26 protein-coding genes are annotated in these 22,195 nt (G+C 66.3%); 14 read left to right on the top strand and 12 right to left on the bottom strand.

Annotated elements, in window-relative coordinates; genetic code table 11:
* Positions 1-255, bottom strand: a 255-nt coding sequence (locus tag WKW80_RS29245) for a methylmalonyl-CoA mutase family protein (RefSeq protein ID WP_340367099.1), incomplete at its 3' end; no start/stop codon positions are given.
* Between the two features lie 95 nt (positions 256-350).
* Here WKW80_RS29245 and WKW80_RS29240 point away from each other — a divergent pair.
* Entirely contained in the window at positions 351-998 is a 648-nt protein-coding gene (locus tag WKW80_RS29240) for a GntR family transcriptional regulator (RefSeq protein WP_340367098.1), read from the top strand.
* A gap of 668 nt (positions 999-1,666) precedes the next feature.
* Here the strand turns inward: WKW80_RS29240 and dusA are convergent.
* From dusA to WKW80_RS29220, 4 genes are all read right to left on the bottom strand, one after another.
* Positions 1,667-2,716: a tRNA dihydrouridine(20/20a) synthase DusA gene (dusA, locus tag WKW80_RS29235; protein WP_340367097.1), complete on the bottom strand. Its 1,050-nt coding sequence runs from the start codon at positions 2,714-2,716 to the stop codon at positions 1,667-1,669.
* A 60-nt stretch (positions 2,717-2,776) separates the two neighbouring features.
* On the bottom strand, positions 2,777-3,196 hold the full coding sequence (locus tag WKW80_RS29230; protein WP_340367096.1) for a type II toxin-antitoxin system VapC family toxin: 420 nt from the start codon (positions 3,194-3,196) through the stop codon (positions 2,777-2,779).
* Positions 3,193-3,447, bottom strand: coding sequence for a FitA-like ribbon-helix-helix domain-containing protein (locus WKW80_RS29225; RefSeq protein WP_340367095.1), 255 nt, complete (start codon positions 3,445-3,447; stop codon positions 3,193-3,195). The genes WKW80_RS29230 and WKW80_RS29225 overlap by 4 nt, the downstream gene beginning before the upstream one ends.
* A 134-nt stretch (positions 3,448-3,581) precedes the next feature.
* The gene (locus WKW80_RS29220; RefSeq protein ID WP_340367094.1) at positions 3,582-4,187 is read right to left on the bottom strand and encodes a hemerythrin domain-containing protein; all 606 of its coding nucleotides are present in this window, start codon (positions 4,185-4,187) and stop codon (positions 3,582-3,584) included.
* A gap of 170 nt (positions 4,188-4,357) precedes the next feature.
* Here WKW80_RS29220 and WKW80_RS29215 point away from each other — a divergent pair, with 170 nt between their 5' ends.
* Entirely contained in the window at positions 4,358-4,879 is a 522-nt protein-coding gene (locus WKW80_RS29215; protein WP_340367093.1) for a universal stress protein, read from the top strand.
* 40 nt (positions 4,880-4,919) lie between these two features.
* Here WKW80_RS29215 and WKW80_RS29210 read toward each other — a convergent pair whose 3' ends face one another.
* Complete coding sequence (locus tag WKW80_RS29210; RefSeq protein ID WP_340367092.1) at positions 4,920-5,225, bottom strand: high-potential iron-sulfur protein; 306 nt, start codon at positions 5,223-5,225, stop codon at positions 4,920-4,922.
* A gap of 35 nt (positions 5,226-5,260) precedes the next feature.
* Positions 5,261-5,416 (bottom strand): hypothetical protein, encoded by a 156-nt coding sequence (locus WKW80_RS29205; RefSeq protein WP_340367091.1) that lies wholly within the window; start codon positions 5,414-5,416, stop codon positions 5,261-5,263.
* A 193-nt stretch (positions 5,417-5,609) separates the two neighbouring features.
* On the opposite strand from WKW80_RS29205, the gene WKW80_RS29200 reads away from it, so the two are divergent.
* The 3 genes from WKW80_RS29200 to WKW80_RS29190 all read left to right on the top strand — a co-directional run bounded on the left by WKW80_RS29200 (position 5,610) and on the right by WKW80_RS29190 (position 8,813).
* Entirely contained in the window at positions 5,610-6,434 is an 825-nt protein-coding gene (locus WKW80_RS29200; RefSeq protein ID WP_340367090.1) for a creatininase family protein, read from the top strand.
* A 28-nt stretch (positions 6,435-6,462) separates the two neighbouring features.
* The gene (locus tag WKW80_RS29195) at positions 6,463-7,626 is read left to right on the top strand and encodes a YncE family protein (RefSeq protein ID WP_422822984.1); all 1,164 of its coding nucleotides are present in this window, start codon (positions 6,463-6,465) and stop codon (positions 7,624-7,626) included.
* Between the two features lie 197 nt (positions 7,627-7,823).
* Positions 7,824-8,813 (top strand): zinc-dependent alcohol dehydrogenase family protein, encoded by a 990-nt coding sequence (locus WKW80_RS29190; protein WP_340367104.1) that lies wholly within the window; start codon positions 7,824-7,826, stop codon positions 8,811-8,813.
* Between the two features lie 6 nt (positions 8,814-8,819).
* Here WKW80_RS29190 and WKW80_RS29185 read toward each other — a convergent pair whose 3' ends face one another.
* On the bottom strand, positions 8,820-9,197 hold the full coding sequence (locus tag WKW80_RS29185) for a P-loop nucleotide/nucleoside kinase family protein (protein WP_422822983.1): 378 nt from the start codon (positions 9,195-9,197) through the stop codon (positions 8,820-8,822).
* Between the two features lie 190 nt (positions 9,198-9,387).
* Here WKW80_RS29185 and WKW80_RS29180 point away from each other — a divergent pair, with 190 nt between their 5' ends.
* The 5 genes from WKW80_RS29180 (at position 9,388) to WKW80_RS29160 (ending at position 13,793) form a co-directional block, all read left to right on the top strand.
* A complete protein-coding gene (locus WKW80_RS29180; protein WP_340367089.1) occupies positions 9,388-9,909 on the top strand; it encodes a flavodoxin family protein in 522 nt (173 codons plus the stop codon).
* 12 nt (positions 9,910-9,921) lie between these two features.
* A complete protein-coding gene (locus tag WKW80_RS29175) occupies positions 9,922-10,437 on the top strand; it encodes a hemerythrin domain-containing protein (protein ID WP_340367088.1) in 516 nt (171 codons plus the stop codon).
* Between the two features lie 27 nt (positions 10,438-10,464).
* Positions 10,465-11,208 (top strand): winged helix-turn-helix domain-containing protein, encoded by a 744-nt coding sequence (locus tag WKW80_RS29170; protein WP_340367087.1) that lies wholly within the window; start codon positions 10,465-10,467, stop codon positions 11,206-11,208.
* 42 nt (positions 11,209-11,250) lie between these two features.
* Positions 11,251-13,254, top strand: a complete 2,004-nt coding sequence (locus WKW80_RS29165) for a PAS domain S-box protein (RefSeq protein ID WP_340367086.1) — start codon at positions 11,251-11,253, stop codon at positions 13,252-13,254.
* Positions 13,255-13,421: 167 nt separating this feature from the next.
* Positions 13,422-13,793 carry a TraR/DksA family transcriptional regulator gene (locus tag WKW80_RS29160; RefSeq protein ID WP_340367085.1) on the top strand — a complete coding sequence of 124 codons (372 nt, stop codon included), beginning with the start codon at positions 13,422-13,424 and terminating at the stop codon, positions 13,791-13,793.
* A gap of 42 nt (positions 13,794-13,835) precedes the next feature.
* On the opposite strand, the gene WKW80_RS29155 is transcribed toward WKW80_RS29160, so the two are convergent.
* A complete protein-coding gene (locus WKW80_RS29155; protein WP_340367084.1) occupies positions 13,836-14,063 on the bottom strand; it encodes a hypothetical protein in 228 nt (75 codons plus the stop codon).
* A 34-nt stretch (positions 14,064-14,097) separates the two neighbouring features.
* Positions 14,098-14,832 carry a Crp/Fnr family transcriptional regulator gene (locus WKW80_RS29150; RefSeq protein ID WP_340367083.1) on the bottom strand — a complete coding sequence of 245 codons (735 nt, stop codon included), beginning with the start codon at positions 14,830-14,832 and terminating at the stop codon, positions 14,098-14,100.
* Positions 14,833-15,072: 240 nt separating this feature from the next.
* Between WKW80_RS29150 and WKW80_RS29145 the strand changes: the two genes are divergently transcribed.
* Positions 15,073-16,644, top strand: coding sequence for an AMP-binding protein (locus WKW80_RS29145; protein WP_340367082.1), 1,572 nt, complete (start codon positions 15,073-15,075; stop codon positions 16,642-16,644).
* A gap of 208 nt (positions 16,645-16,852) precedes the next feature.
* Here the strand turns inward: WKW80_RS29145 and WKW80_RS29140 are convergent, their stop codons facing one another.
* Together WKW80_RS29140 and WKW80_RS29135 are read right to left on the bottom strand one after the other, a co-directional pair.
* Positions 16,853-17,479, bottom strand: a complete 627-nt coding sequence (locus WKW80_RS29140; RefSeq protein ID WP_340367081.1) for a hypothetical protein — start codon at positions 17,477-17,479, stop codon at positions 16,853-16,855.
* 23 nt (positions 17,480-17,502) lie between these two features.
* Positions 17,503-18,432: a LysR family transcriptional regulator gene (locus WKW80_RS29135; protein WP_340367080.1), complete on the bottom strand. Its 930-nt coding sequence runs from the start codon at positions 18,430-18,432 to the stop codon at positions 17,503-17,505.
* Between the two features lie 102 nt (positions 18,433-18,534).
* Between WKW80_RS29135 and WKW80_RS29130 the strand changes: the two genes are divergently transcribed.
* From WKW80_RS29130 to WKW80_RS29120, 3 genes are read left to right on the top strand one after another with little or no spacing between them, the layout of a single operon-like run.
* Positions 18,535-19,626 (top strand): Gfo/Idh/MocA family protein, encoded by a 1,092-nt coding sequence (locus tag WKW80_RS29130; RefSeq protein WP_340367079.1) that lies wholly within the window; start codon positions 18,535-18,537, stop codon positions 19,624-19,626.
* A 22-nt stretch (positions 19,627-19,648) separates the two neighbouring features.
* Complete coding sequence (locus tag WKW80_RS29125; RefSeq protein ID WP_340367078.1) at positions 19,649-20,464, top strand: sugar phosphate isomerase/epimerase family protein; 816 nt, start codon at positions 19,649-19,651, stop codon at positions 20,462-20,464.
* 11 nt (positions 20,465-20,475) lie between these two features.
* The gene (locus tag WKW80_RS29120) at positions 20,476-22,194 is read left to right on the top strand and encodes an FAD-dependent oxidoreductase (RefSeq protein ID WP_340367077.1); all 1,719 of its coding nucleotides are present in this window, start codon (positions 20,476-20,478) and stop codon (positions 22,192-22,194) included.
* Position 22,195 lies beyond the last annotated feature (1 nt).

The following is a 22,195-nucleotide window of genomic DNA, read 5'->3' as shown; positions in this document are numbered from 1 at the left end:
CTGGCGGATGGTCCACGGCCGCACCGCGTACATGGTGGCTTGCGGGCCGCGCAGGTAGGGCTCGAAGCCGGGCAGCGTGTCGGTGTATTTCAGGCCCTGCAGGTCGGCCGCTGTGTACAGCGGCTTGACGGCGATGCCGTCGGGCGTGATCCAGTTCAGCGCGCCGAGGTCGCCGCCGGGCGCGGACTTGGCGGCCGCCTTCGTCCAGGCATCGAGGGTGGAAGGCTTGAAGGTGGGTTCGGGAATAGTGCTCATGTGCGGCGCCAAATGTCGGGTCGTCAGTGTGGGTGAGAGTCTACCCTATCTGTAATTATTAATTCAATATTCATTTCTTGAGGTACATTTCGGCCATGTCTGCCGTCACGCTCACCCCCCGCGCCTTGTATGAAGAGGTGGCCGAACTCCTGCGCCAACGCATATACCGGCGCGAGCTGGAGCCGGGCAGCTGGATCGACGAGCTGAAGCTGGCGGAGGAATACGGTATCAGCCGGACGCCCCTGCGGGAAGCCCTGAAGGTGCTGGCCGCCGAGGGCCTGGTGACGATGAAGGTGCGGCGCGGTGCCTACGTCACCGAGGTGTCCGAGAAGGACCTGGCGGACGTCTACCACCTGCTGAGCCTGCTTGAAAGCGACGCGGCCGGCGTGGTGGCGCAGAACGCGACCGCTGCGCAAATCGACGAGCTAAAGGCGCTGCACGCCGAACTCGAGGCGGCGGCGCGGCCAGGGCAGATCGACCACGACCTCTTCTTCACGATCAACGAGCGCTTTCACATGCGGCTTCTTGCGATCGCCGACAACCGCTGGCGCGACCAGATGGTGGCCGACCTGCGCAAGGTGATGAAGCTCAATCGCCAGAACTCGTTGCTGAAATCCGGCCGCATCGACGAGTCGCTGAAGGAACACCGGGCCATCATGGCGGCGCTGATCGAGAAGGACGCGCCGGCCGCCATGGCCCGCATGCGCGAACATTTCAGCAGCGGTCTCGAAGCAGCGGCTTGAAGTGGGACCACCCCCGATGCGCCTGCGGCGCCTCCCCCTCGAGGGGGCGCACCCAGCGGCCCGGCAAAGCCGGTTCCGCGGGTGCCCACGAACAGACTTCGCCGTGCTCGTCCTGGATTCATGCGCCACGGGTCGCGCGATAGCGGGCAGGCCCGGCGAACGGGCTGGTCCGAGAGGTGAGTTGTGAAAAGGGCCGGGTCATCCAGGCCCTTTTTACGTGCTCAAGGGAGCGCACCCGGCGGCCCGGCGAAGCCGGTTCCGCGGGGGGAACTGAAACACCCCCGATGCGCCTGCGGCGCCTCCCCCTCAAGGGGGCGCACCCAGCGGCCCGGCAAAGCCGGTTCCGCGGGTGCCCACGAACAGACTTCGCCGTGCTCGTCCTGGATTCATGCGCCACGGGTCGCGCGATAGCGGGCAGCCCCGGCGAACGGGCAGGTCCGAGAGGCGAGTTGTGAAAAGGGCTGGGTCATCCACGCCCTTTTTGCTTGCTCAAGGGGGCGCACCCGGCGGCCCGCGAAGCCGGTTCCGCGGTATCCCTGGCATTTGACGGCGCCAGTTTCCTCGTCGCGGGGCACGCGTTAGAGTGGCGCGTGTTTCCATGCGTCGCGGAGCTCGCGATAGCGTGGTGGAAAACTGATACGAGGCGAAGCGCGGGTTGCTCACGCGCCTCACGAAGGCACGCTGGCGAGCCCCTGAGGTACTTGCCCGCTCTCGCGGGCGGGGTCGATCGCATGGGCCAGCGCCATCACCGCATGCGGCGACAAGCCCTTGAGCTTGTGGTCGCTCCACACCTGCCGCCAGCGGCGCGCACCGGGCAAGCCATTGCGCAGGCCCAGCATGTGGCGGGCGATGTTGGACCAGGGGGTGCCCTGCTCCGCGGCCTCTCGTGCCATGTAGTCGCACATCTGCGCCTCGACGTCTTCCCGCGTGAGTTCGCGCTGCGCTTCGCCGAAGAAGCCGGAGTCCCATTCCGCCAGCCACCAAGGGTTGTGATAGGCCTCGCGGCCGATCATCACGCCGTCGAGCAGGCGCAGTTGCGAATGCACTTCCGTGTTGTCGGCAATGCCGCCATTGATGGAAAAGCGCAAGTCCGGAAAGTCATGCTTGAGGCGGTGAACCAGCGCATAGCGCAATGGCGGCACTTCGCGGTTCTGCTTGGGCGACAGCCCCTGGAGCCATGCATTGCGCGCATGCACGATGAAGGTCCTGCAACCGGCTTCGCTCACCGTGCCGACGAAGTCGCGCACGAATTCATAGCGCTCGACCTTGTCGATGCCGATGCGGTGCTTGACCGTGACCGGCACGTCGACCACGTCGACCATGGCCTTGACGCAATCGGCCACGAGCTTCGGTTCCGCCATCAGGCAGGCGCCGAACGCACCGCGCTGCACCCGCTCGCTCGGGCAGCCGCAGTTGAGGTTGATTTCGTCATAGCCCCACTCCTCGCCCAGCCTGGCGCAATGGGCCAGGTCGGCCGGTTCGCTGCCGCCGAGTTGCAGGGCGACAGGGTGTTCTTCTGCATTGAAGCGCAAGTGGCGCGGCACGTCGCCATGTACCAGCGCGCCAGTCGTCACCATCTCGGTGTACAGCAGCGTGCGGCGGCTCAACAAGCGATGGAAGAAACGGCAGTGCCTGTCAGTCCAGTCCATCATGGGGGCCACACTCAGCCGACACAGTGGCAAACCTGCGCCAAGTTGTTGATTTTCTCTGTTTGCCATAAATCTAGCCGCTTCGTAACAGTTGCATTGCTGCGTTTTCCCGTGCGAGCTTGCGCACGGTCACGCGAGCCATGGGTTGATGACGGCCGCGCCTGCGGCCTCGTAGGGGCTGGTGTCTCGAGTGGCGACAGCGAACCCATTGGCTGCGGCGATAGCCGCGATGTAGCCATCGGCCGTGGCAATGGCCAAGCCAGCGGTGCGGGCCTTTGCCATCAGCGCGGCATAGGCCTGCGTGCAAGCCAGGTCAAAGGGAAGCACTCGGCCGGCGAACAGAGGCAGGACGCGCTTTTCGAGGTTTTCCTGCAATCCCGAACGCCGCTTGCCAGCGGGAAGCAGCGCCACTCCCGCACGCAACTCCGCCACGGTGATGGCACAAAGGAACAGCGTCTCCATCGCCTGGGCGTCGATCCACTCGATCACGCGAAGTTCGGGAGCGTGGCGAAGCGGCTCCGACACGACCTTGGTGTCCAGCAGAATCACTCGAAGCTCACCGGGCGAGAGGGAGCCTTGTCACGCACCTGCTCAAACACAGCGAACTCTTCATCGCTCAATCTGGCCTGGCGGCCCATGTCGGCCAGAAGCGAACCCAGCTTCACACGCCCCTTGGGGCTGATCGCAGACTCCAGGATCTCGCGCACCTCGGCCTCCATGCTTTGGCCGTGCTGGGCAGCGCGAACACGCAGAGCACGGTGCACCTCCTCGGAGATGTTGCGAACTGTCAGCATGGCCATGACGATCACTCCTGAATGCATTCAATGCATGCATTTTGCCACCATGCATTCATGCGGAGAAGCGACTCGGAAAGCCACCACTACAGCGGTGCCAGTGATCGGCGCCGCAGGCGGCCGACCGCCCTACCGGGCGCTCACGTGGACTGCGAAGGGCCCAGCCCGATGGGTGCGGGTACGGCGTTCACGATCCGGGTGAACAAGGCGACGTATTCCGCGTCGGGCTTGCAGCCGGTCAAAGGGTCGCGGTTGGCGCTGAATGCGCGGTCGAGTTCGGCCCAGTCTTCTTCGGTGAGCACGCGTTCGGCCAGGGGCAGGATCTCGCGCTCTTCCAGCGCCATGTGCGCCAGGTAGAAATCGACGTAGCGTTCGACTGCGGTCTCGAAGGCCTCCCGGCGCGAATCGCCCATCATCTCGAAGGCCAGCAAGGCATGTTCGACATTGCGGATTTTTCTCTCGCCGCGGTCGTGGTCGTCGTCGAGCCGGTCAAGCAGCTCGCGCGAGATCGGCGTCCTTGAGCGTAGCTTCGGGAACAGCAACTCGGACTCCTTGCGGTGATGCCGCTTCTCCGGGAACTCGTCGACATAGAACAGCATGGCCCGCAATGCCGCAAAGTCCGGCTGCGTGCCGTTGCGGCGGTGCTGCGCCAGCAGCAGCAGGATCGATCGCAACATGGCCGACAGTGCGGCGTGTTCATCGCGAATGATGCGGGTCGTGGCATGGGTGGTGACTTGTTGCGTCATGCGGCCTCCTGTGAGATGAGCCAAAGGTTCGCGCAAGTCGCGCAATGCTCTCTTGCGCCAGATCAACTCCCGCGCGTCCCGCACGACGTGGCGTTGCCTTGCGCCATATCAAACGCCCGCTGCGCGACCCTTTTCATACTGGCTGCATCCCATCACAAAAGGAGTTGGCGATGTACCAGAACATTCTTGTCCCCATCGACGGCAGCGAGACGTCGCGGCATGGCGTGCAGGAGGCCATTCGACTGGCCCGGTTGACCAAGGGCCGCCTGCGCCTGTTTCACGTGATCGACGAGCTTTCGTTTGCGCTGTCGATGGATGCCTACGCCGGGTACGTCGGCGACTGGTTGAACACCCTGCGCGAAGCCGGCGCCAGGCTCCTCGCGGAAGCGAAGGAGATGGCGAGTGCAGCAGGGGTCGACGCCGAAGTGGTGCTGCGCGACAGCTTCAACGGCAAGGTGGCGGAACTGGTGGCGGCGGAAGCAACCAGCTGGCCGGCGGACCTGATCGTGCTCGGCACGCACGGCCGCCGCGGATTCAGCCGAGTGTTCCTCGGGAGCGGCGCCGAAAGCATTCTTCGCACCGCACCGGTGCCGGTGCTCCTGGTGCGCACCCATGAAGAACCCGCTGCGGCCGAGGCTGCGGAGGTGGCCACACGCGTCAAGCTTCCGTCGGCGGCGCTCTCGATCGAGTGAGGCCGCCGGAGGATCGCCAGGAAGGGAGAACCGCAGGGGTTCAGGCCTTCTTGGCCCAGGCGCTGCACCAGCCCTTGGCAGTGACCTGCTTGCCGGCAAACAGTGGGCAATTGCCGAGCGCATCCGTCGGCTTGGACTGCCACAGCGTGCAGTTGTTGCATTGCTGCGCGTTTTCGTGCTTGGGGTACTTCTTTGCGTCGGCCTTTGTGGTGTCGGCCACGTAGCCAAGCGCCACGGCGGTGGGATCCTTTTCATCGACCGGCGCCTGGGCCGACGCCGGCGTGGTGGCCATGGCGGCGCCGGTCGCTGCGATTGTCAGGAGGAAATTGCGGCGGTTTTTTTTCATCGTGGTTCCATCAGGGTGAGAAATCATCGTGCGCGTCAACCGGGCTGTGCCGGGACAGGGCGCACATCCGCGCGGTGGATTGGCGAAGTATCTTCCTCGCTCAGGCCAGCCGCAACGAGCAAGCCCGTGGCCAGCAGCGTGAGCAATATAAAGGCAAGGACCTGTATCGTTCCCTGGCGTGTGATCTTCATGGCGTGCTCCAGTTTGCTGCGGTACGACGGGAAGGCCGCTTGCGGATGGTCTGCCAAAACGGCAGGACAAACCTTGCGCTGGCGCAAGGGAGCGCAGCAAATGCGGGCGAGTGTTGCGCCCGATGGGATTTCGCGGGCGCCGGCAGTTCTGCTGTAATCCCTCTCCTTCGCGACGCAATCAACTCTGGAACTTATGAAGATTCGCCTTGGAGCAGGACGACACTGGATCGCTGCAGCCTTCCTGCTTGGCGCACAACCGGGTTGGACGCAGGCGGCGCCGCACACGGTGCAGCTCGAAGACCTCACATGGACCGAATTGCGCGACCAGATCCGCGCCGGAAAGACCACGATCATCATTCCCGTCGGCGGAACGGAGCAAAGCGGCCCGGACGTGGCGCTGGGAAAGCACAACGCTCGCGCCGTCTACCTCTCGGGCCGGATCGCCGAGTCGCTGGGCGATGCCATCGTTGCACCGGTCATCGCCTACGTGCCGGAGGGCGGCTACGACCCGCCGACCTCGCACATGCGCTTTCCCGGCACGATCACGGTGCCCGAGGACGCCTTCGAGAAAACGCTCGCCTCGGCCGCCAACGGGTTCAAGGCGCACGGCTTTCGCAGCATCGTTTTTCTCGGGGATCACGGCGGCTACCAGAAGAGCATCCAGCGCGTGGTGGCACAGCTCAACAAGGGCTGGGCCGGCTCGACGGCCCGGGCCTTCGTGCCGCCCGAGTACTACGAGACCAGTTCCGAGGGCTTTGCGAAGATCCTGCGAAGCAAGGGCTTTCGCGACGACGAGATCGGCACGCACGCGGGCCTTTCGGATACCTCGCTGCAACTGGCCGCCGCGCCGCAAATGGTGCGGGAGGCGCGCATGCGGCAGGCGCCCAAACCGGGTGCGGCCGATGGCGTCTACGGCGGCGACCCGCGTCGGGCGACCGCCGAGCTGGGCCGGCTGGGCACCGACGCCATCGTGGCCGCGACCGTCAATGCCATTCGCAAGGACACCACGCGTCCTTGAACCCCATCACTCCTTGCCCATTACACGTATGAACCCAACACGCTCTCCTCTTCTCGCCTGTTCGTTTGCCGTCGCTGCCCTGTGCGCCGTTCAGGCGCACGCGGCCACGCCGACCATCCAGCCGGCCCTGCCCGGCATGCCCGCCATCGTCGATTCGGCGAACCTGTACGGCGAGACGGCCGCCGGCAAGTTCAGCCCCGCGGCCGCGGGGGCGCTGCCCCGGGTGTACGTGCCGAACGTCAAGTCGAACGACGTCTACGTGATCGATCCCGCCACGAACAAGGTGGTCGACCGGTTCAAGGTCGGCACCAATCCGCAGCACGTCGTGCCCTCGTGGGACCTGAAGACGCTGTGGGTCGCCAACAATGCCGAGGGCACGACCAAGGGCACGCTGACCCCGCTCGATCCGATGACCGGAAAGGCCGGCAAGCCGATCGCGGTGGACGACCCCTACAACATGTACTTCTCGCCGGACGGCAAGCATGCGATCGTCGTGGCCGAGGCCCGCAAGCGCCTGGACTTTCGCGATCCGCACACCATGGCGATGGAGTTCTCGCTACAGGTGCCCCAATGCGCAGGCATCAACCACGCAGATTTCGCCATCGACGGCCGCTACGCGATCTTCACCTGCGAGTTCGGCGGCTATCTTGCCAAGATCGACATGGTCGAGCGCAAGGTCATCGGCTACCTGAAGCTGTCGAAGGGCGGCATGCCGCAGGACATCCGCGTCTCGCCGGACGGCAAGGTGTACTACGTGGCGGACATGATGGCCGACGGCGTTTTCATGATCGATGGCGACGCGTTCCGCGAGATCGGCTACATCCCGACCGGCGTCGGTACCCACGGCCTCTACCCGAGCCGCGATGGCACGAAGCTCTACATCTCCAACCGCGGGTCCAACAAGATCCATGGCACCAAGGGCGGGCCGGGCAGCGTTTCGGTGCTCGACTTCGCAACCCGCAAGGTGGTGGCGACCTGGCCCATTTCCGGCGGCGGAAGTCCGGACATGGGCAATGTGAGCGCGGACGGGAGCCGCTTGTGGTTGTCCGGCCGTTACGACGACGTTGTCTATTCCATCGACACCAGCTCGGGTGAGGTGACGAAGATACCGGTCGGCACCCAGCCGCACGGGCTTACCGTGTGGCCCCAGCCGGGGCGCTACTCGCTTGGACATACCGGCAACATGCGCTGAGGACGACGGGAGCCGGTGCCGCTCGCAGGAAGCGGAACCACGGGCACGACATGCCGGAGATCAGCGGCTGGATGCGGCCCTCGCACCGAGCGCGAGGCGCCCTGCCGGCTCAAGGGCCGAGCCGGATAATCGGGGCGATCGTCACGAACGGGTTGCCGGCACATACAGGAGGTCGCGCGATGCATGCTGAATCGACGATGCAGGCCATGGTGCTGCCTGCTGCGGGCCAGCCGCTGCGCATGGAGCAGCGCCCGGTGCCCGCACCTGCCACGGGCGAGTTGCGGTTGCGCGTGGTGGCCTGTGCCGTGTGCCGCACCGACCTGCATGTGGTGGACGGCGACCTGCCCCTGCCCGTGCTGCCGATCGTGCCGGGTCATGAGATCGTCGGCGTCGTCGAGGCATTGGGCGCCGGCGTCCAGTCCCATCGCATTGGCGAACTGGTCGGCGTGCCCTGGCTTGGCCACACCTGCGGCCATTGCTTCTATTGCACGCACGGCAGCGAGAACCTGTGCGACACGCCCCGCTTCACCGGCTACCACCGCGACGGCGGGTTCGCGACGCACGTCGTGGCCGAAGCCGACTTCTGCCTGCCGCTCGGACTGTTGCACCAGGCGCCCGCGCGCGTCGCGCCGCTGATGTGCGCCGGCCTGATCGGCTGGCGCTGCCTCAAGGCGGCCGGCCCGGGCGTGCGGCGCCTGGGCCTGTACGGCTTCGGCGCCGCGGCGCATCTGATCGCACAGGTCGCCACGGTGCAGGGCTGCAAGGTTCATGCGTTCACGCGACCCGGCGACGCCGAGGGCCAGGCGTTTGCGCGAAGCGTCGGTGCCGTGTGGGCCGGCGGCTCCGACGAGCTACCGCCCCAGCCACTTGACGCAGCGATCATCTTCGCGCCGGTCGGCAGCCTGGTGCCCGCCGCCTTGCGCGCCGTGCGCAAGGGCGGACGCGTGGTTTGCGGCGGCATCCACATGAGCGACATCCCGGCCTTTGCATACCGGCTGCTGTGGGAAGAACGGCAGGTCGTGTCGGTGGCCAACCTCACACGCCAGGACGCGAACGAGTTTCTCGTCCATGTGCAGGCGCATCCGCTGCAGGTGCACATCGCGACCTATGCGCTCGCGCAGGCCAACGAGGCGCTGGCCGACCTTCGGGCCGGACGGGTGCAGGGTGCGGCGGTGCTGCTGCCCTGAACGTCCTCAGGACCCCGACATCCAGAGCGCGCAGAGCGATGCCGCGGCGCGGCGCAGGAACGCGGCATCGACGATCACCGGAAAACCGGCCTGCAATGCGATCCGGGCGCCGTCGGCAAGGCGCGCAAAGGTACGGCGCGTGGCCTCGGGTGTGTAGATGTCGAGTGCATGGTCGGCAGAGCGCTGCAGCGCCGTCAGCGTGCGGAAGTCGACAAACGGCAGGTGCACCGGCTTCTTGAGCTTGTATGCCATCGCATCGGTCAGCAGCACCCACGAGATATGGGTCTCCACAAGCGCCACCACCCGACCGGTCGCGGCCTGGATGTGCCGGCGCAGCGCGATGGCGAGGCGCGGGTCGACGGTGGGAGGCGCTGCCGGATTCATCCCGGCAGTCTGTGCGAACCGGCGGGCCGACGCGATGGATGTGCGTCAAGCGTCTCGAAGCCATGCGGCCCCTTGCGCTGGAAACGCGGAAGGCGCAAGGGAGGAAAGGCCGCTTCATTGATGCAACGCAAGACCCCGCGCCGCCGCCCGCCCTACATTGAATCCCTGAAGAACGACACGGAGCCAGGCGATGAGCAAAGTCCTCGTAGTTGTCCATTCCCTCACCGGAACCTCGCGCAACCTGGCGAAGCTGCTCTGCATGCAGCAGGACTGGCGGATGGCGGAGATCACGGAGGCCCACAGCCGCAGCGGCGGATATGGCAATGCGCGCTGCGTTCTCGATTCGGTGTTCCGGCTGAAGCCAGCCGTCCGCTATGACGGGCCGCCGCCATCTGACTTCGATGTGGTGGTGCTGGTGTCGCCCATCTGGATCCTCCGGCTGTCAGGGCCGATGCGCAGCTTCGTGGCCAGGTTCCGAAAGCAGTTGCCCGACGTGGCCGTCGTGTCGGTCATGGGCGGAAGCGGCGGGCCGAACGCCGCCGCGGAGATCGCCCAACTGACAGGCCGCGCGCCCATCCTCAGCACGACCTTCACCGCGCGCGAGGTCGAGGACGGCAGCTGCGCGGCGCGCTTGCAGGCATTCGGCACCGAAGTGGCCAATTCGAAGGATTCCCGGGAAGCCGCGCGGCCGAACGCAATCTGCGTGGGCTGAAGGAGAAACCTCATGACCAACATGATCCCCCAATGGCATGCCGATCACCTCACCTTCTCGCGGCTGCTCGACCAGTTGAAGCAGCAGGTCGCCGAGTTCCACGAGGATGGCGAGCCGGACTACGACCGCATGCTCGACATCGTCACGTGCCTGCGCGAGTTCGGTGATCGTGTCCACCATCCTTTCGAGGACACGGCCTTCGCACGCCTGGTGATGCGCGATCCCGACCTGCGGCTGCCGATCAACCGGCTGAAGCAGGAGCACCGGGCCATCGCAGCCGCCGGAGAGGAACTGGTCTCCCTGCTGAAGGGAATCATCGGCGACGCGGTGGTGCTCCGCTCGCGGGTGGAGGCTGCGGCGGCTCTCTACCTCGTCTACTACCGTCATCATCTCGCGACCGAGGAAAGGGAGATCCTGCCGCGCGCCGCGCAACTCCTCACGCATGACGACTGGAAAGCGATCGCCAGGGAGGCACCGGCGGAGCCGGACGCCGCGATCGGAACGCGGGCAGCCCTGCTGTTGGCCTGAAGGACCGCACGCACTACCATTCCGCGCGTGAACATTCCCACGCACCTCGCAGTCCTCGACGACGAAACCGACATCACGCTGTTGCTGGCCACCTATCTCGGAAGCCACGGCTTTCGGGTCAGCCAGGTCCATTCCGGCACGGCACTCATGGACCTGATGGCGCGCGATGCGCCCGCGCTCGTCCTGCTCGACCTGGGCCTGCCCGGCGAAGACGGATTCGCCATCGCCCGCAAGCTGCGCGAGCACTGGCATTGCGGGCTGGTGATCGTCACCGGCCGGGGCGATGCCGTGGACAAGGTCGTCGGCCTGGAAGTCGGCGCGGACGACTACGTCACCAAGCCCTTCGACCTGCGGGAACTTCTGGCCCGGATCAAGGCCGTGCTGCGCAGGCTCACGCCCGCGACAACGACGCCCGAAGGCACACCGGCACGGCAACCGCCCGCGGAACCATCGACCGTGAGGCGCTTCGCCCAATGGCAACTCGACACCGCCGCCCGCCGCCTGATCGACCCGAATGGCGACGAGGTCGCGCTGACGACCGGCGAGTTCGAACTGCTCAACACCCTGGTCACGCACCCCGGCCGCGTGCTGTCGCGCGACTTCCTGCTCGGGGAAACGCGTGGCCGCGACGGCGGCCCGTTCGACCGGACCATCGACGTGCAGATCGGCCGGCTGCGCCGCAAGGTCGAGGCCGACCCGGACAACCCGCAGATCATCAAATCGGTGCGCGGCGCCGGCTACATCCTGGTCCCCAAGGTCGAGGCGGGCTGATGGCGCCCTTGCCCTCGCTGCCGGGGCTGGACGACAGCGCGCTTGTATCGCACGCTCTTCGCCGCCTACCCCGACGCGCTGTTGCTGGTCGACCTGCAGGGGACGATCAGGCTGGCCAACCCCACAGCGCTCGAACTCCTCGGCTACTCGGCGGACGAGTTGATCGGCCTGCCTGTCGATGAACTGGTGCCCGACGCCATCCGGCCGCGCCATGCCGGCTATCGCAACGCCTATGCCGAGCATCCGCGGGCGCGGCCGATGGGAATGCAGATGGACCTGGTCGCCCGGCGCCGCGACGGCAGCGAAGTGATGGTCGAGATCGCGTTGAGCCCCTTGCAGGACCAGGGCCTGCCCTACGTGGTGGCCGCCATCCGCAACGTGGGTGCGTATCCGCGCGTCAAGCAGGCGCTGCGACGCGCCCACTATGCCGAGTACCTGGCCCGCTTCGGGCGGCTCGCGGTGGAGGCACGGGATTCGCAGCACCTGCTGGAACTGGTGCCGACAATCGCGGCGGAGGCGCTCCAGGTCGAGATGGCCAAGATCCTGCTGCTCGAAGCCAATGGCGTTGAATTCCGCATCGCTGCCGGCGTGGGCCTGCTGCCGGAGGAATCGCCGGGCCAGCGCGTCGCGAACGAGCCGGGCTCGCCATCGGGGCATGTAGTCGCGAAGGGCGAACCCGTACTGATGCGCGACTACGCCACCGAGCGGCGATTCACCATCCCGACGCAATATCTCAAGGCGGGCATGGTGTGCGAACTGTCGGTGCCCCTCGGAGACAGGGGCCGCACTATCGGCACGCTGGCCGTGCGCTCGCGCACGCCGCATCGCTTCGGCGACGACGAGGTGCGCTTTCTGGAATCGCTGTCGAGCATGCTGGCCACGGTAATGCAACGCACCACCAGCGAAGAGGCACTGAACCATGCGCAGCGGCTGGAAACGGTGGGCCAGCTCACCGGGGGCGTGGCGCACGATTTCAACAACCTGCTGACCGTGATCTCGGGCAACCTCCAGGTGCTGGAGGAGTTGCCCGCCTCCGCGGACGACCCGATGGTCCAGCAACTGGTCGGGGCCGCATATCGCGCGGCACGCCGTGGTGCCGAACTCACGGGCAAGCTGCTGGCCTTCTCGCGGAGGCAGGTGCTGCAGCCGACCGTCGTCGACACCCGGGCGCTGCTGGCCTCCCTGGCCGGCATGCTCGCGCGCACGCTCGACCAGCGCATTGCCATCACGCTGGCCGCAAAGGACGCCCTGTGCATGGCCGACCCGGTGCAGCTCGAATCCGCCTTGCTGAACGTGGCGATCAACGCGCGCGACGCCATGCCGCAGGGCGGCACCATCGCATTTGCGTGCGGGGCCGCAACCACGCTGCCTTCCGAGCTCAGGACAGAGCTTGCGCCCTCCGTCGACGGCTATGTCGCCATCTCCATCACCGACACCGGCGTGGGCATGCCGGAGTCGGTGAAGGAACGCGCCTTCGAGCCCTTCTTCACCACCAAGGAAGCCGGCCGCGGCACCGGCCTTGGCCTGTCGACGGTCTATGGCTTTGCCAGGCAGTCGCACGGCGCGATCACGCTGCGCAGCGCACCGGGCGCCGGCACGACGGTAACGCTGTACCTGCCGCGCGTCGAAGGTCGCGTGAGCGCCGATGCAGACGTCGACGCCGCCCTGCCCGGTCGCGTTCCGCCCGGCTTGCGCGTGCTGCTGGTCGAGGACGATGCGGAGGTGCGCAACGTCGTCGAGGCTTTCCTGGCAGCGATGGCCTGCGAGGTGGTCGTCTGCGCGGATGCCCGGCAAGCACTGGGCGTGCTGGGTGAGAAGACGCACTTCGACCTCCTGCTGACCGACATCGTCCTTGGCGCCGGCATGCGCGGCACCGAACTGGCCGAACTGGTGCGCGCCCAGCGGCCGGAATTGCCGGTGCTGCTGATGTCGGGCTATTCCAGCGAACTGCTCGGCGAGCCGCACGGATGGGACTTGCTGCGCAAGCCCTACACGCGCAGCGAACTCGAACAGGCGATGGCAAAGGTGCTGAGCAGCGCGTTGTAGAACGTCGCAGCCCCCGGTGCGGGTGCCCCGACTTCTCCTCGGCCCATGCCTAATGCCGGCATCGAGGCAACCAAGGCACCCCGCCCCATTCATTGATTCAGCGCAAGTCATCGCCCCGATAGACGGCCTACATTTGCCAGACCGCAGGCCTCGATCCGTACGTCGACATGAACCACCTCAGCACAGCAGACCGCATCGCCCTGGCGAAGCAACTCCAGGCCATGAAGCGCGAAGTGCTCGGCGAGTTGCGCAGCAGGGCTCCCCACGTCGACAGCAGCGCCCTCTCCGTCGGGAGCGACGTGCACGGCCATGCCGACGATGCGGAACTCGAACGGCAACAAGAGTTGCTCTATGCAGAAATCGAATTCGACTGCCGCCGGCTGCACGACATCGAACTGGCCGAACGCCGGCTGGCCGACGGTCGCTATGGCATCTGCGCCGACTGCGGCGAGGAGATCACGCGTTCACGCCTGCTGGCGCAGCCCGCCGCCATTCGTTGCGCCAATTGCCAGGCCACGCTGGAATCCCGACGCCATTGAGTGAGGCCCTGCTGGTTGCCTCAAGGGCTCATGGGTGGGCGCTCAAGAATGCGTTTGCTTCGCGGCGCGAACATCGTCCCGGATGCGGCGCACCAGGTAGCTTGCCCCGCTCAGATGACCGATCGCCACGAACGACACGATCACGGCGTAGGCCATGTCGTCGTCGATCGCGGCTCTCGCATTCATCACCGCGAGCGACAGCGCCAGGAGAATGAATGCCCACGCAAACAGCGCGATCGTGGCATGCGCATAGGTCCACAGCTTCTTCATGGCTGCCCTTTCCATGCGACGGGCCGAACGCCGATCAGTGAAGGGCCGCCGCGCCCAAGGCAGGCGCGCTGATGTCGCGGATGAAATTCGTCAGTGCCTCGACACGCGGAATGTGGATGTCGCGCCGCCCTTTCTCGACGAAGCGGATCACGTCGCCGCGCGCCAGGCGCGACAGCGCGCGACTCACCGTCTCCAGCGTCATGCCGAGGTAGTTGCCGATCTCGGCGCGCGTCATGCGCAGCGTGAACTGGTCGGTGCGCAGGCCGCGCTGGTCGAGCGCGTCGGCCCAGTAGCGCAGGAAGCCGGCCACGCGCGCATCGGCCGGCAGCGAGCACAGGGACAGCATCGCGTCATGGTCGCGCACCAGTTCGCGGCTCATGGCGCCATGCATCGCGGTGAGCAGCGCCGGCGTGCGCACGGCCGCCTCGATCAGCGTGTCATAGCGAATTGCCCAGACCTCGCCCGTGTCCATGGCAACGGCATCGCAGCCGTACTGCCCGTTCGCAATGCCGTCGAGGCCCATCCAGTCGCCCTTGAAGTGCAGGCTGACCACCTGCTCGCGCCCCTCGCCCGAGAGGTTGACCATCTTGAAGAAGCCGGAGTTCACGACATACAGGCAGTTGAACTGCTGGCCCACCTGGTAGACGACGTCGCCGCTGCGCACGACGCGCCGCTGGATCGGTACGCTGTCCTGCAACAGTTGCAGCATCCCCGCGATGCGGCTGACGCCGGATGTGTGGACCTGGGTGATGCATGTTGCTTCGTTCATCGCTTTCTCCTTGGCGGTTGGTTGAATGAAGCTTAGGAAGCGAGTGCAACGGGCACGCGACAGCAGGAGGCGCCTGCGTAACAGTGGGTGAATGGCTTGTGTCCGCTGTGTATCTATCGGGCGCATCGCGGTTCGGCGGATCGCGGTTCGGCGCATCAGCGGTTCGCGGGCAAGCCCTGATCGCGCGCGGCCACTGAATCGGGACAATTCGGCACCGTCGAGCCCACCCGGAGACCCACGATGTACCCAGGCAAATACGCACGGCAGCACGCCGACCGCCCCGCTTTCATCATGGCCTCGAGTGGCGAATCGCTCACCTACGCGGCACTGGAGGCGCGCAGCAATCGCCTGGCGCACCTGCTGCGCGCGCAGGGCCTGAAGCGGCTGGACCACTACGCCGTGTTCATGGAAAACAACCGCTACTTCATCGAATCGTGCGTGGCGGGCGAGCGCTCGGGCCTCTACTTCACCTGCATCAACGCCTACCTGACCGCGGAGGAGATGGCCTATATCGTCAACAACTGCGAGGCCAAGGTGCTGATCACCTCGGCCGAGAAGCTGGCCGTGGCGCGGCAGGCGCTCGCCGATTGCCCGAACGTCAAGTTGTGCCTGGTGGCGGGTGGCGGTGCCGGCCTCGCGGGGCAGGTCGTCGGCGCAGCGCAGCTTGTCGACCTGGACGAGGCCGTCGCAGGCCAGCCAGACACGCCGATCGCGGACGAGTGGCTGGGGACCGCGATGCTGTACTCGTCGGGCACCACCGGGAAGCCCAAGGGCGTGCTGCGGCCGCTGCCGGACAACCCGCCGAGCCAGCCGCTACCGCTGTTCGACTTCCTGAGCGCGCTGTGGCGCTGCGAAGAGGGGATGACCTACCTCTCGCCGGCGCCGCTGTATCACGCGGCGCCCCTGTCCAACGTGAGCCTGGCGATTCGACATGGCGGCACCGTGATCATCATGGAGAACTTCGACCCGCAGCAGTACCTGGCGCTGATCCCGAAGCATCGCGTCACCCACACCCAACTGGTGCCGACGATGTTCTCGCGCCTGCTCAAGCTGCCGCCCGCGGACCGGGCGGCGGCCGACCTGTCGACATTGAAGATCGCGGTCCACGCCGCCGCGCCCTGCCCGGCCCAGGTGAAGGAGCAGATCATCGCGTGGTGGGGCCCCATCATCCACGAGTACTACGGCGCCACCGAGGCCATGGGCTTCACCGCCTGCGACACGCCCGAATGGATGGCTCATCGCGGCACCGTGGGCAAGGTGCTGCTCGGCGACATCCATATCTTCGACGAGCAGATGCAGCCGGTGGCCAAGGGCCAGACCGGCGAGATCTGGTTCAAGACGGCATCGCCTTTTACCTACTTCAACGATCCGGAGCGCACTGCGCTCACTCGATCGCCCGACGGCACGATGACCACGGTCGGCGACATGGGCTATCTCGACGACGACGGCTTCCTCTATCTCACCGACCGCTCGACCTTCATGATCATCTCGGGGGGCGTCAACATCTATCCACAGGAATGCGAGAACCTGCTCATCACCCATCCCAAGGTGGCCGATGCCGCGGTGTTCGGCGTGCCCAACGCGGACCTCGGCGAAGAGGTCAAGGCAGTGGTGCAGACCGTTCCGGGCGTGGCCCACACGCGCGAGCTGGCGGAAGAACTGATCGACTTCTGCCGATCGAACCTGGCGCACCTGAAGTGCCCGAAGTCGGTGGATTTCACCGACCAGCTGCCGCGCCTGCCCACCGGCAAGCTCTACAAGCGCAAGCTGCGCGATGCCTTTTGGGTGGGTCACGCAAGCCGTGTCGTCTGACGCCACTCGTCGCCAATCCGCGTACCGTCGAACGCAACGTCATCTCGGTTTTCCGCCACGACATCGCGTGACCCGCGACGTCTGAAACGAGGACGAGCACTGCGAAGACTGTTGGTGGGCACCCGCGGAACCGGCCTTACCGGGCCGCCGGGTACGCCCCTCGAGGTGACTTGAGGGGGAGGCGCCGCAGGCGCTTCGGTGGTGTTTTTCAGCTCTGCTGGAGTGTGAATTTGGCCTTGTACTCTGCGGGAACCTCGACCGGCTGTATCTTGCCTGCGAGCGACAGCACGATCAGCAAGGAGACAACACTGCCGACCAGCAACGGCAACGCGAGCGCGAGGCGGCGCGAACGCGGCGGCGCTTTCGAAAGGTGCCGCCAGGCAGCGCAACCCAGGTGCGCGAACAGCGCGAGAACGGCCAGGAAGTAATACGGCCAGAAGAAGAATTGAAACGGCGGGACGTAGAACCCCGCGACGGCAAAGTAGAGGTTGGTATCGAGATCGAGCAGCATGCGCCCCGACAGCACGGCGCCCACGTGAATGAGCAGGAAGAACGCGAGGATCGCGCCGGACAATGCTTGCAGCCGTGCCACCGCCCCGCGCCCATGCTTCCAGCCGCGAACCACCAGCCAGAGCCCGCTGCCGACCTGGAACGCAACGCACAGCAGCAGGGGTACCTCGACCCACGGCTGCCGGTAGACGACACGTGCAGCTTTCATGAACGCGATGTGCGCAGGCACGCCGGCGAGCAAGACCAGGTGATTTGCGAGATGCAGGAGCGCAAATGCGGCGATGAGGACCGCCGAGGTTCTGTGCAGTGCGCGGAGGGTCGGCATTCAGCGAATCCTAGTCTTCAGCATCACGCTCCCGCAATCCGCTTCAACGCAAGCGGGCCATCGCCATCAAGCTGCTCCTGAAGGAATTTCACGCACACGCGCACCTTGGCCGAATGACTCAGGCGAACGGTGCTCGCGGCCCAGATGTCGGCGGGCTGCGACCAGGCAGGCAGGATCGGCACCAGCCGCCCGGCGACAAGGTCCGCGTGCAGGTCCCAGACCGCCGGCAGCAGGATGCCGTGCCCGTCGATGGCCCAGCCGCGAACGATTTCCGAATTGTTGGATGACAGCCGACCGGTGACCTTGACCTTCTCGACACCGCCCGGGCCGGTCAGGCGCCACACGCCGAAGGCCTGGTTGCGATCGCGCAGGACCAGGCAATCATGCTGGCTCAGTTCGGCGACGCTGGCGGGAGCGCCTCGACGTTCCAGGTAGCTGGGCGCGGCGCACAGTACGCGTCGGCTTGCAGCAATGCGATGCGCGACCAGGTGCGGCTCGTCCACTTCGCCCACCCGCACGTCGAGATCGATGCTCTCGCTGATCAGGTCGACGCGGCGGTCCACGGCATCGAGCGTGATGTCGAGTGCCGGGTAGCGCTTTGCCAGCAACGAGAGGGCCGGTGCAATGTGCTTGCGCCCCAGACGAAAGCTGGTCGTCACGCGCAGCTTGCCCCGCGGATCGAGCCGGCCACCCGCGACGGTCTCGCCCAGGTGGTCGACACCCTGGAAGATCTGCTGGGCCGAGGCGTACACGCGCTCGCCGTCGTCCGTCACCGTGACCCGCCGGGCTGCCCGATGAAACAGCGTGACCCCGAGTGCCTTTTCCAGGATCGCGATCCGCTTGCTGACATAGGCCGGCGAGGTGCCCAACTCGGTCGCAGTCGCCGCAAAGCTGGCCTTGCGCGCCGCCAGGCAGAACACGCGCAAGTCATCCAGCTGAAAGTTGAGATTCACGATTCGTGAATCATAGAACCACAACCGGCCCGTTGTTCATGCAATCCGTTTTCAATACATTGCCCCATCGCACAACCGATGCGCCCCAACGGAAGACAACCCATGAACACACCTTCGTCCGCAGCCTTGTCCCCCACCCGCCCGTCCCTGCACATTGCGGTGGCCGGCGCGGGCGGGATCGGGCGCCGCCATGTCGAGCTGATCCGGGAGAGCGAGGATTGCACGCTCGCGGCGATCGTCGATCCTTCGCCAGCCGCGGCTGCCCTGGCCGACGAGGCCGGCGTGCCGATCTTCAAGCGCCTGGCCGACTTGCTGGCGCAAGGCAAGCCCGACGGGATGATCATCGCGACGCCGAACCACCTGCACGTGGCGAATGCCATCGAGTGCGTCGATGCCGGCGTGGCCGCGCTGGTCGAGAAGCCGGTCGCCCACACCGTCGAAGAAGGCGAGCGGCTGGCACGACACGTCGAGCGCAGCAATGCACGGGTGCTGGTCGGCCATCATCGGGCGCACAGCCCGATCCTTGCGAAAGCGCGCGAAGTCATCCAGCAAGGCGCGCTCGGCAAGATCGTCGCCGTGACCGGCGCGGCCTTGTTCTACAAGCCCGACAACTACTTTGAAGACGCGTCATGGCGCCGCCAACGGGGAGGCGGCCCGATCCTGATCAACCTGATCCACGAGATTGGCAACCTGCGCACGCTTTGCGGCGAAATCGTCTCGGTGCAGGCCGCCGCCTCCAGTGCGACGCGCGGCTTCGAAGTGGAAGACACCGCCGCGATGCTCTTGCGCTTTGCCAGTGGCGCGCTGGGCACATTCGTACTTTCCGACACCGCCGCCGCTGCGCGCAGTTGGGAACAGACCTCGCGAGAGAACAAGGACTATGCAAGCTACGCGGACGAAGACTGCTATGGCATCGTCGGCACCCAGGGCTCCCTGTCGATTCCGACGATGCGGCTGAAGCGCTTTGCACCCGGCCAGAAGCACTCGTGGTACGAGCCGATGACTGAATCCATCGTAGAAGGCCAACGCCATGATCCGCTCGCCTTGCAACTGAGCCACTTCTGCGCGGTGATCCGCGGCGAAGCGACCCCGCTGGTCAGCGCGCGCGACGGCTTGCAGAACCTGCGCGTCGTGGAAGCGCTGGCACAGGCGGCCCGCAGCGGCGCAGTGGTCGAGGTCGCGGCGCCTCGCTGACATTCAAACCGGAGACAAAGACATGACCCGCCCCATTTCCCTCGCCGCCCTCACGGTCCTCGAACTGACGCCACCCGAGATGGTGACGTGTGCCTTCGAGGCTGGCTACAGCCACGTCGGCATCCGCCTGCTGCCGGCGACGCCGACCGAACCGCAATACGACATCGTCGGCGACACGCCGCTGCTGCGCGAAGTCGAAGCGCGGCTTGCGGACACCGGCATCAAGGTGCTCGATGCAGAGATCTTTCGCATCAAGCCCGACACCCGCGCCGCCGACCATGAAGCCGCGATCGCCACGGCCGCACGGCTCGGCGCAAGCGAACTGCTGGTCGCGGGCAACGATCCCGACGACGCCCGGCAGATCGAATCCTTCGGAGCATTCTGCGAGCTCGCCGACAGCTACGGCCTGGGCGCCGTTCTCGAATTCATGCCGTGGACCGAAGCCAGGAACCTGACGCAGGCCGCGCGGATCGTCGACCGCTGCGCAAGCAAGAACGCCGGCGTGCTGATCGATCCATTCCACTTCAGCCGTTCGCGCAGCCGCATCGAGGACATCGCATCGGTCCCGCCCTCGCGCCTGCGCTACATGCAGTTCTGCGACGTGCCCGCCGAGATCCCGCCGACGATGGAGGCGATCCTCGACCAGGCCCGCGCCGAGCGACTGTTTCCCGGTGATGGCGGCGTCGATCTGGTCGGCCTGCTGCGCGCCGTGCCGCGCGACATTCCGCTGAGCCTTGAAATACCCATGCATACCCTGGCACGCACCGTCGGCGCGACCGAACGGGCCCGCCGTGCGCTGGCCGCGACGATGCGCGTGCTCGCGCACCTCGACGCGTGAACGGAGCTGCCATGGCCTCCGTCCAAACCCAGCCGCGCAGCATCGACTGCGACCTGCTGGTCGTCGGTTCCGGCGCCTCGGGCCTCGCGGCCGCGGTGACTGCGGCATTCCACGGCCTGAAGGTCGTGGTCGTGGAAAAGGCGCCCGTGTTCGGTGGCGCCACCGCCTGGTCCGGCGGATGGATGTGGGCGCCGGGCAACCCGCTCGCCAGGCGCGCCGGTATCCATGAAGACCCGCAACAACCGCGCACGTATTTGAAGAACGAACTGGGAGACCGTTACGACGCGACCAGGGTCGATGCGTTCCTGGACAACGCGCCGGAGATGGTCTCGTTCTTCGAGAAGAACACAGCGCTGCAATTCGCCGATGGCAACGCGATTCCCGACGTGCACGGCAAGGTGGCCGGCGCCGGCACCGAAGGGCATCAGGTGATTGCCGCCCCATACGACGCCCGCGAGTTGGGTGCACTGAACAAGCGCCTGCGCAAGACGATGCGGGAAACGTCGTTCCTCGGCATGCCGATCATGGCGGGCGCGGACCTCGGCGCGTTTCTCAGCATGACGCGCTCGCCGAAGTCGTTCCTGCACGTGACGAAGCGCTTCCTGCGTCACCTGCGCGACCTTGCGTTCCATCGCCGGGCGATGCATCTGGTCAATGGCGTGGCGCTGATCGGCCGCCTCGCGAAATCCGCCGACGACCTGAAGGTACAGATGATCGAATCGGCACCCGCGAAGCGGCTGCTCCTCGAGGGCGGCACCGTGTGCGGCGCAGTCGTCACGACAGCTGACGGCGACATCGAGATCCGCGCGGCGAAGGGCGTCGTGCTGGCAGCGGGAGGGTTTCCGAACGACATCGGCCGCCGCAAGGCGCTGTTTCCGAGAACGCCGACCGGCAACGAGCATCTCGCATTGCCGCCAGAGACCTGCTCGGGCGACGGCATCACGTTGGGCGAATCAGCGGGCGGCATCCTGGACACCAGCGTCGCGTCGCCAGCCGCATGGGCGCCCGTCTCCAGGGTGCACCATGCCGATGGCACCATCGGCCACTTCCCGCACATCATCGAGCGCGGCAAGCCGGGACTGATCGGCGTGCTCTCCAACGGCAAGCGCTTCGTCAACGAGGCCGACGGCTACTACGACTACGTGGCAGCCATGGTGGCGCAGGCACCGAAGGGGGAGGAAGTGCATTCGTGGCTCGTTTGCGACCATCGCTTCCAGCGGCTCTACGGGCTGGGGTATGCGCGGCCCTTCCCGATTCCCGTGGGGCGCTTCGTTCGCAACGGATACCTCAAGCGCGGCGCGACCATCGAGGAACTGGCAAAGGCATGCGGCATTCCGCCTGCGGCCCTCGCGGAGACGGTCAAGCGATTCAACGAGCACGCCCGCCAAGGCACGGACCCGGACTTCGGACGCGGCTCCACGCCCTACAACCGCAAGATGGGCGACCCCTTGCACGAAGGCCCCAATCCTTGCGTTGCACCGATCCAGCAGGGCCCGTTCTACGCGGTGAAGGTGATGCCCGGCAGCTTCGGCACCTTCGCGGGCCTGAAGACGAACGAGCATGCGCAGGTCGTCAGTGCCACCGGCCAACCGGTCGCGGGCCTGTACGCGGTCGGCACCGACATGGCCAGCGTGATGGGCGGGTTCTACCCCTCGGGTGGCATCAACCTCGGCCCGGCGATGACCTTCGGCTTTATCGCCGGTCGCCACGCGGCTGGCCCGATGGCGTGAG

Source organism: Variovorax humicola (assembly GCF_037889915.1).
In the GTDB taxonomy this organism is placed as follows: Bacteria; Pseudomonadota; Gammaproteobacteria; order Burkholderiales; family Burkholderiaceae_C; genus Variovorax; species Variovorax humicola.
This window is presented reverse-complemented; position numbering and strand designations above follow the sequence as displayed.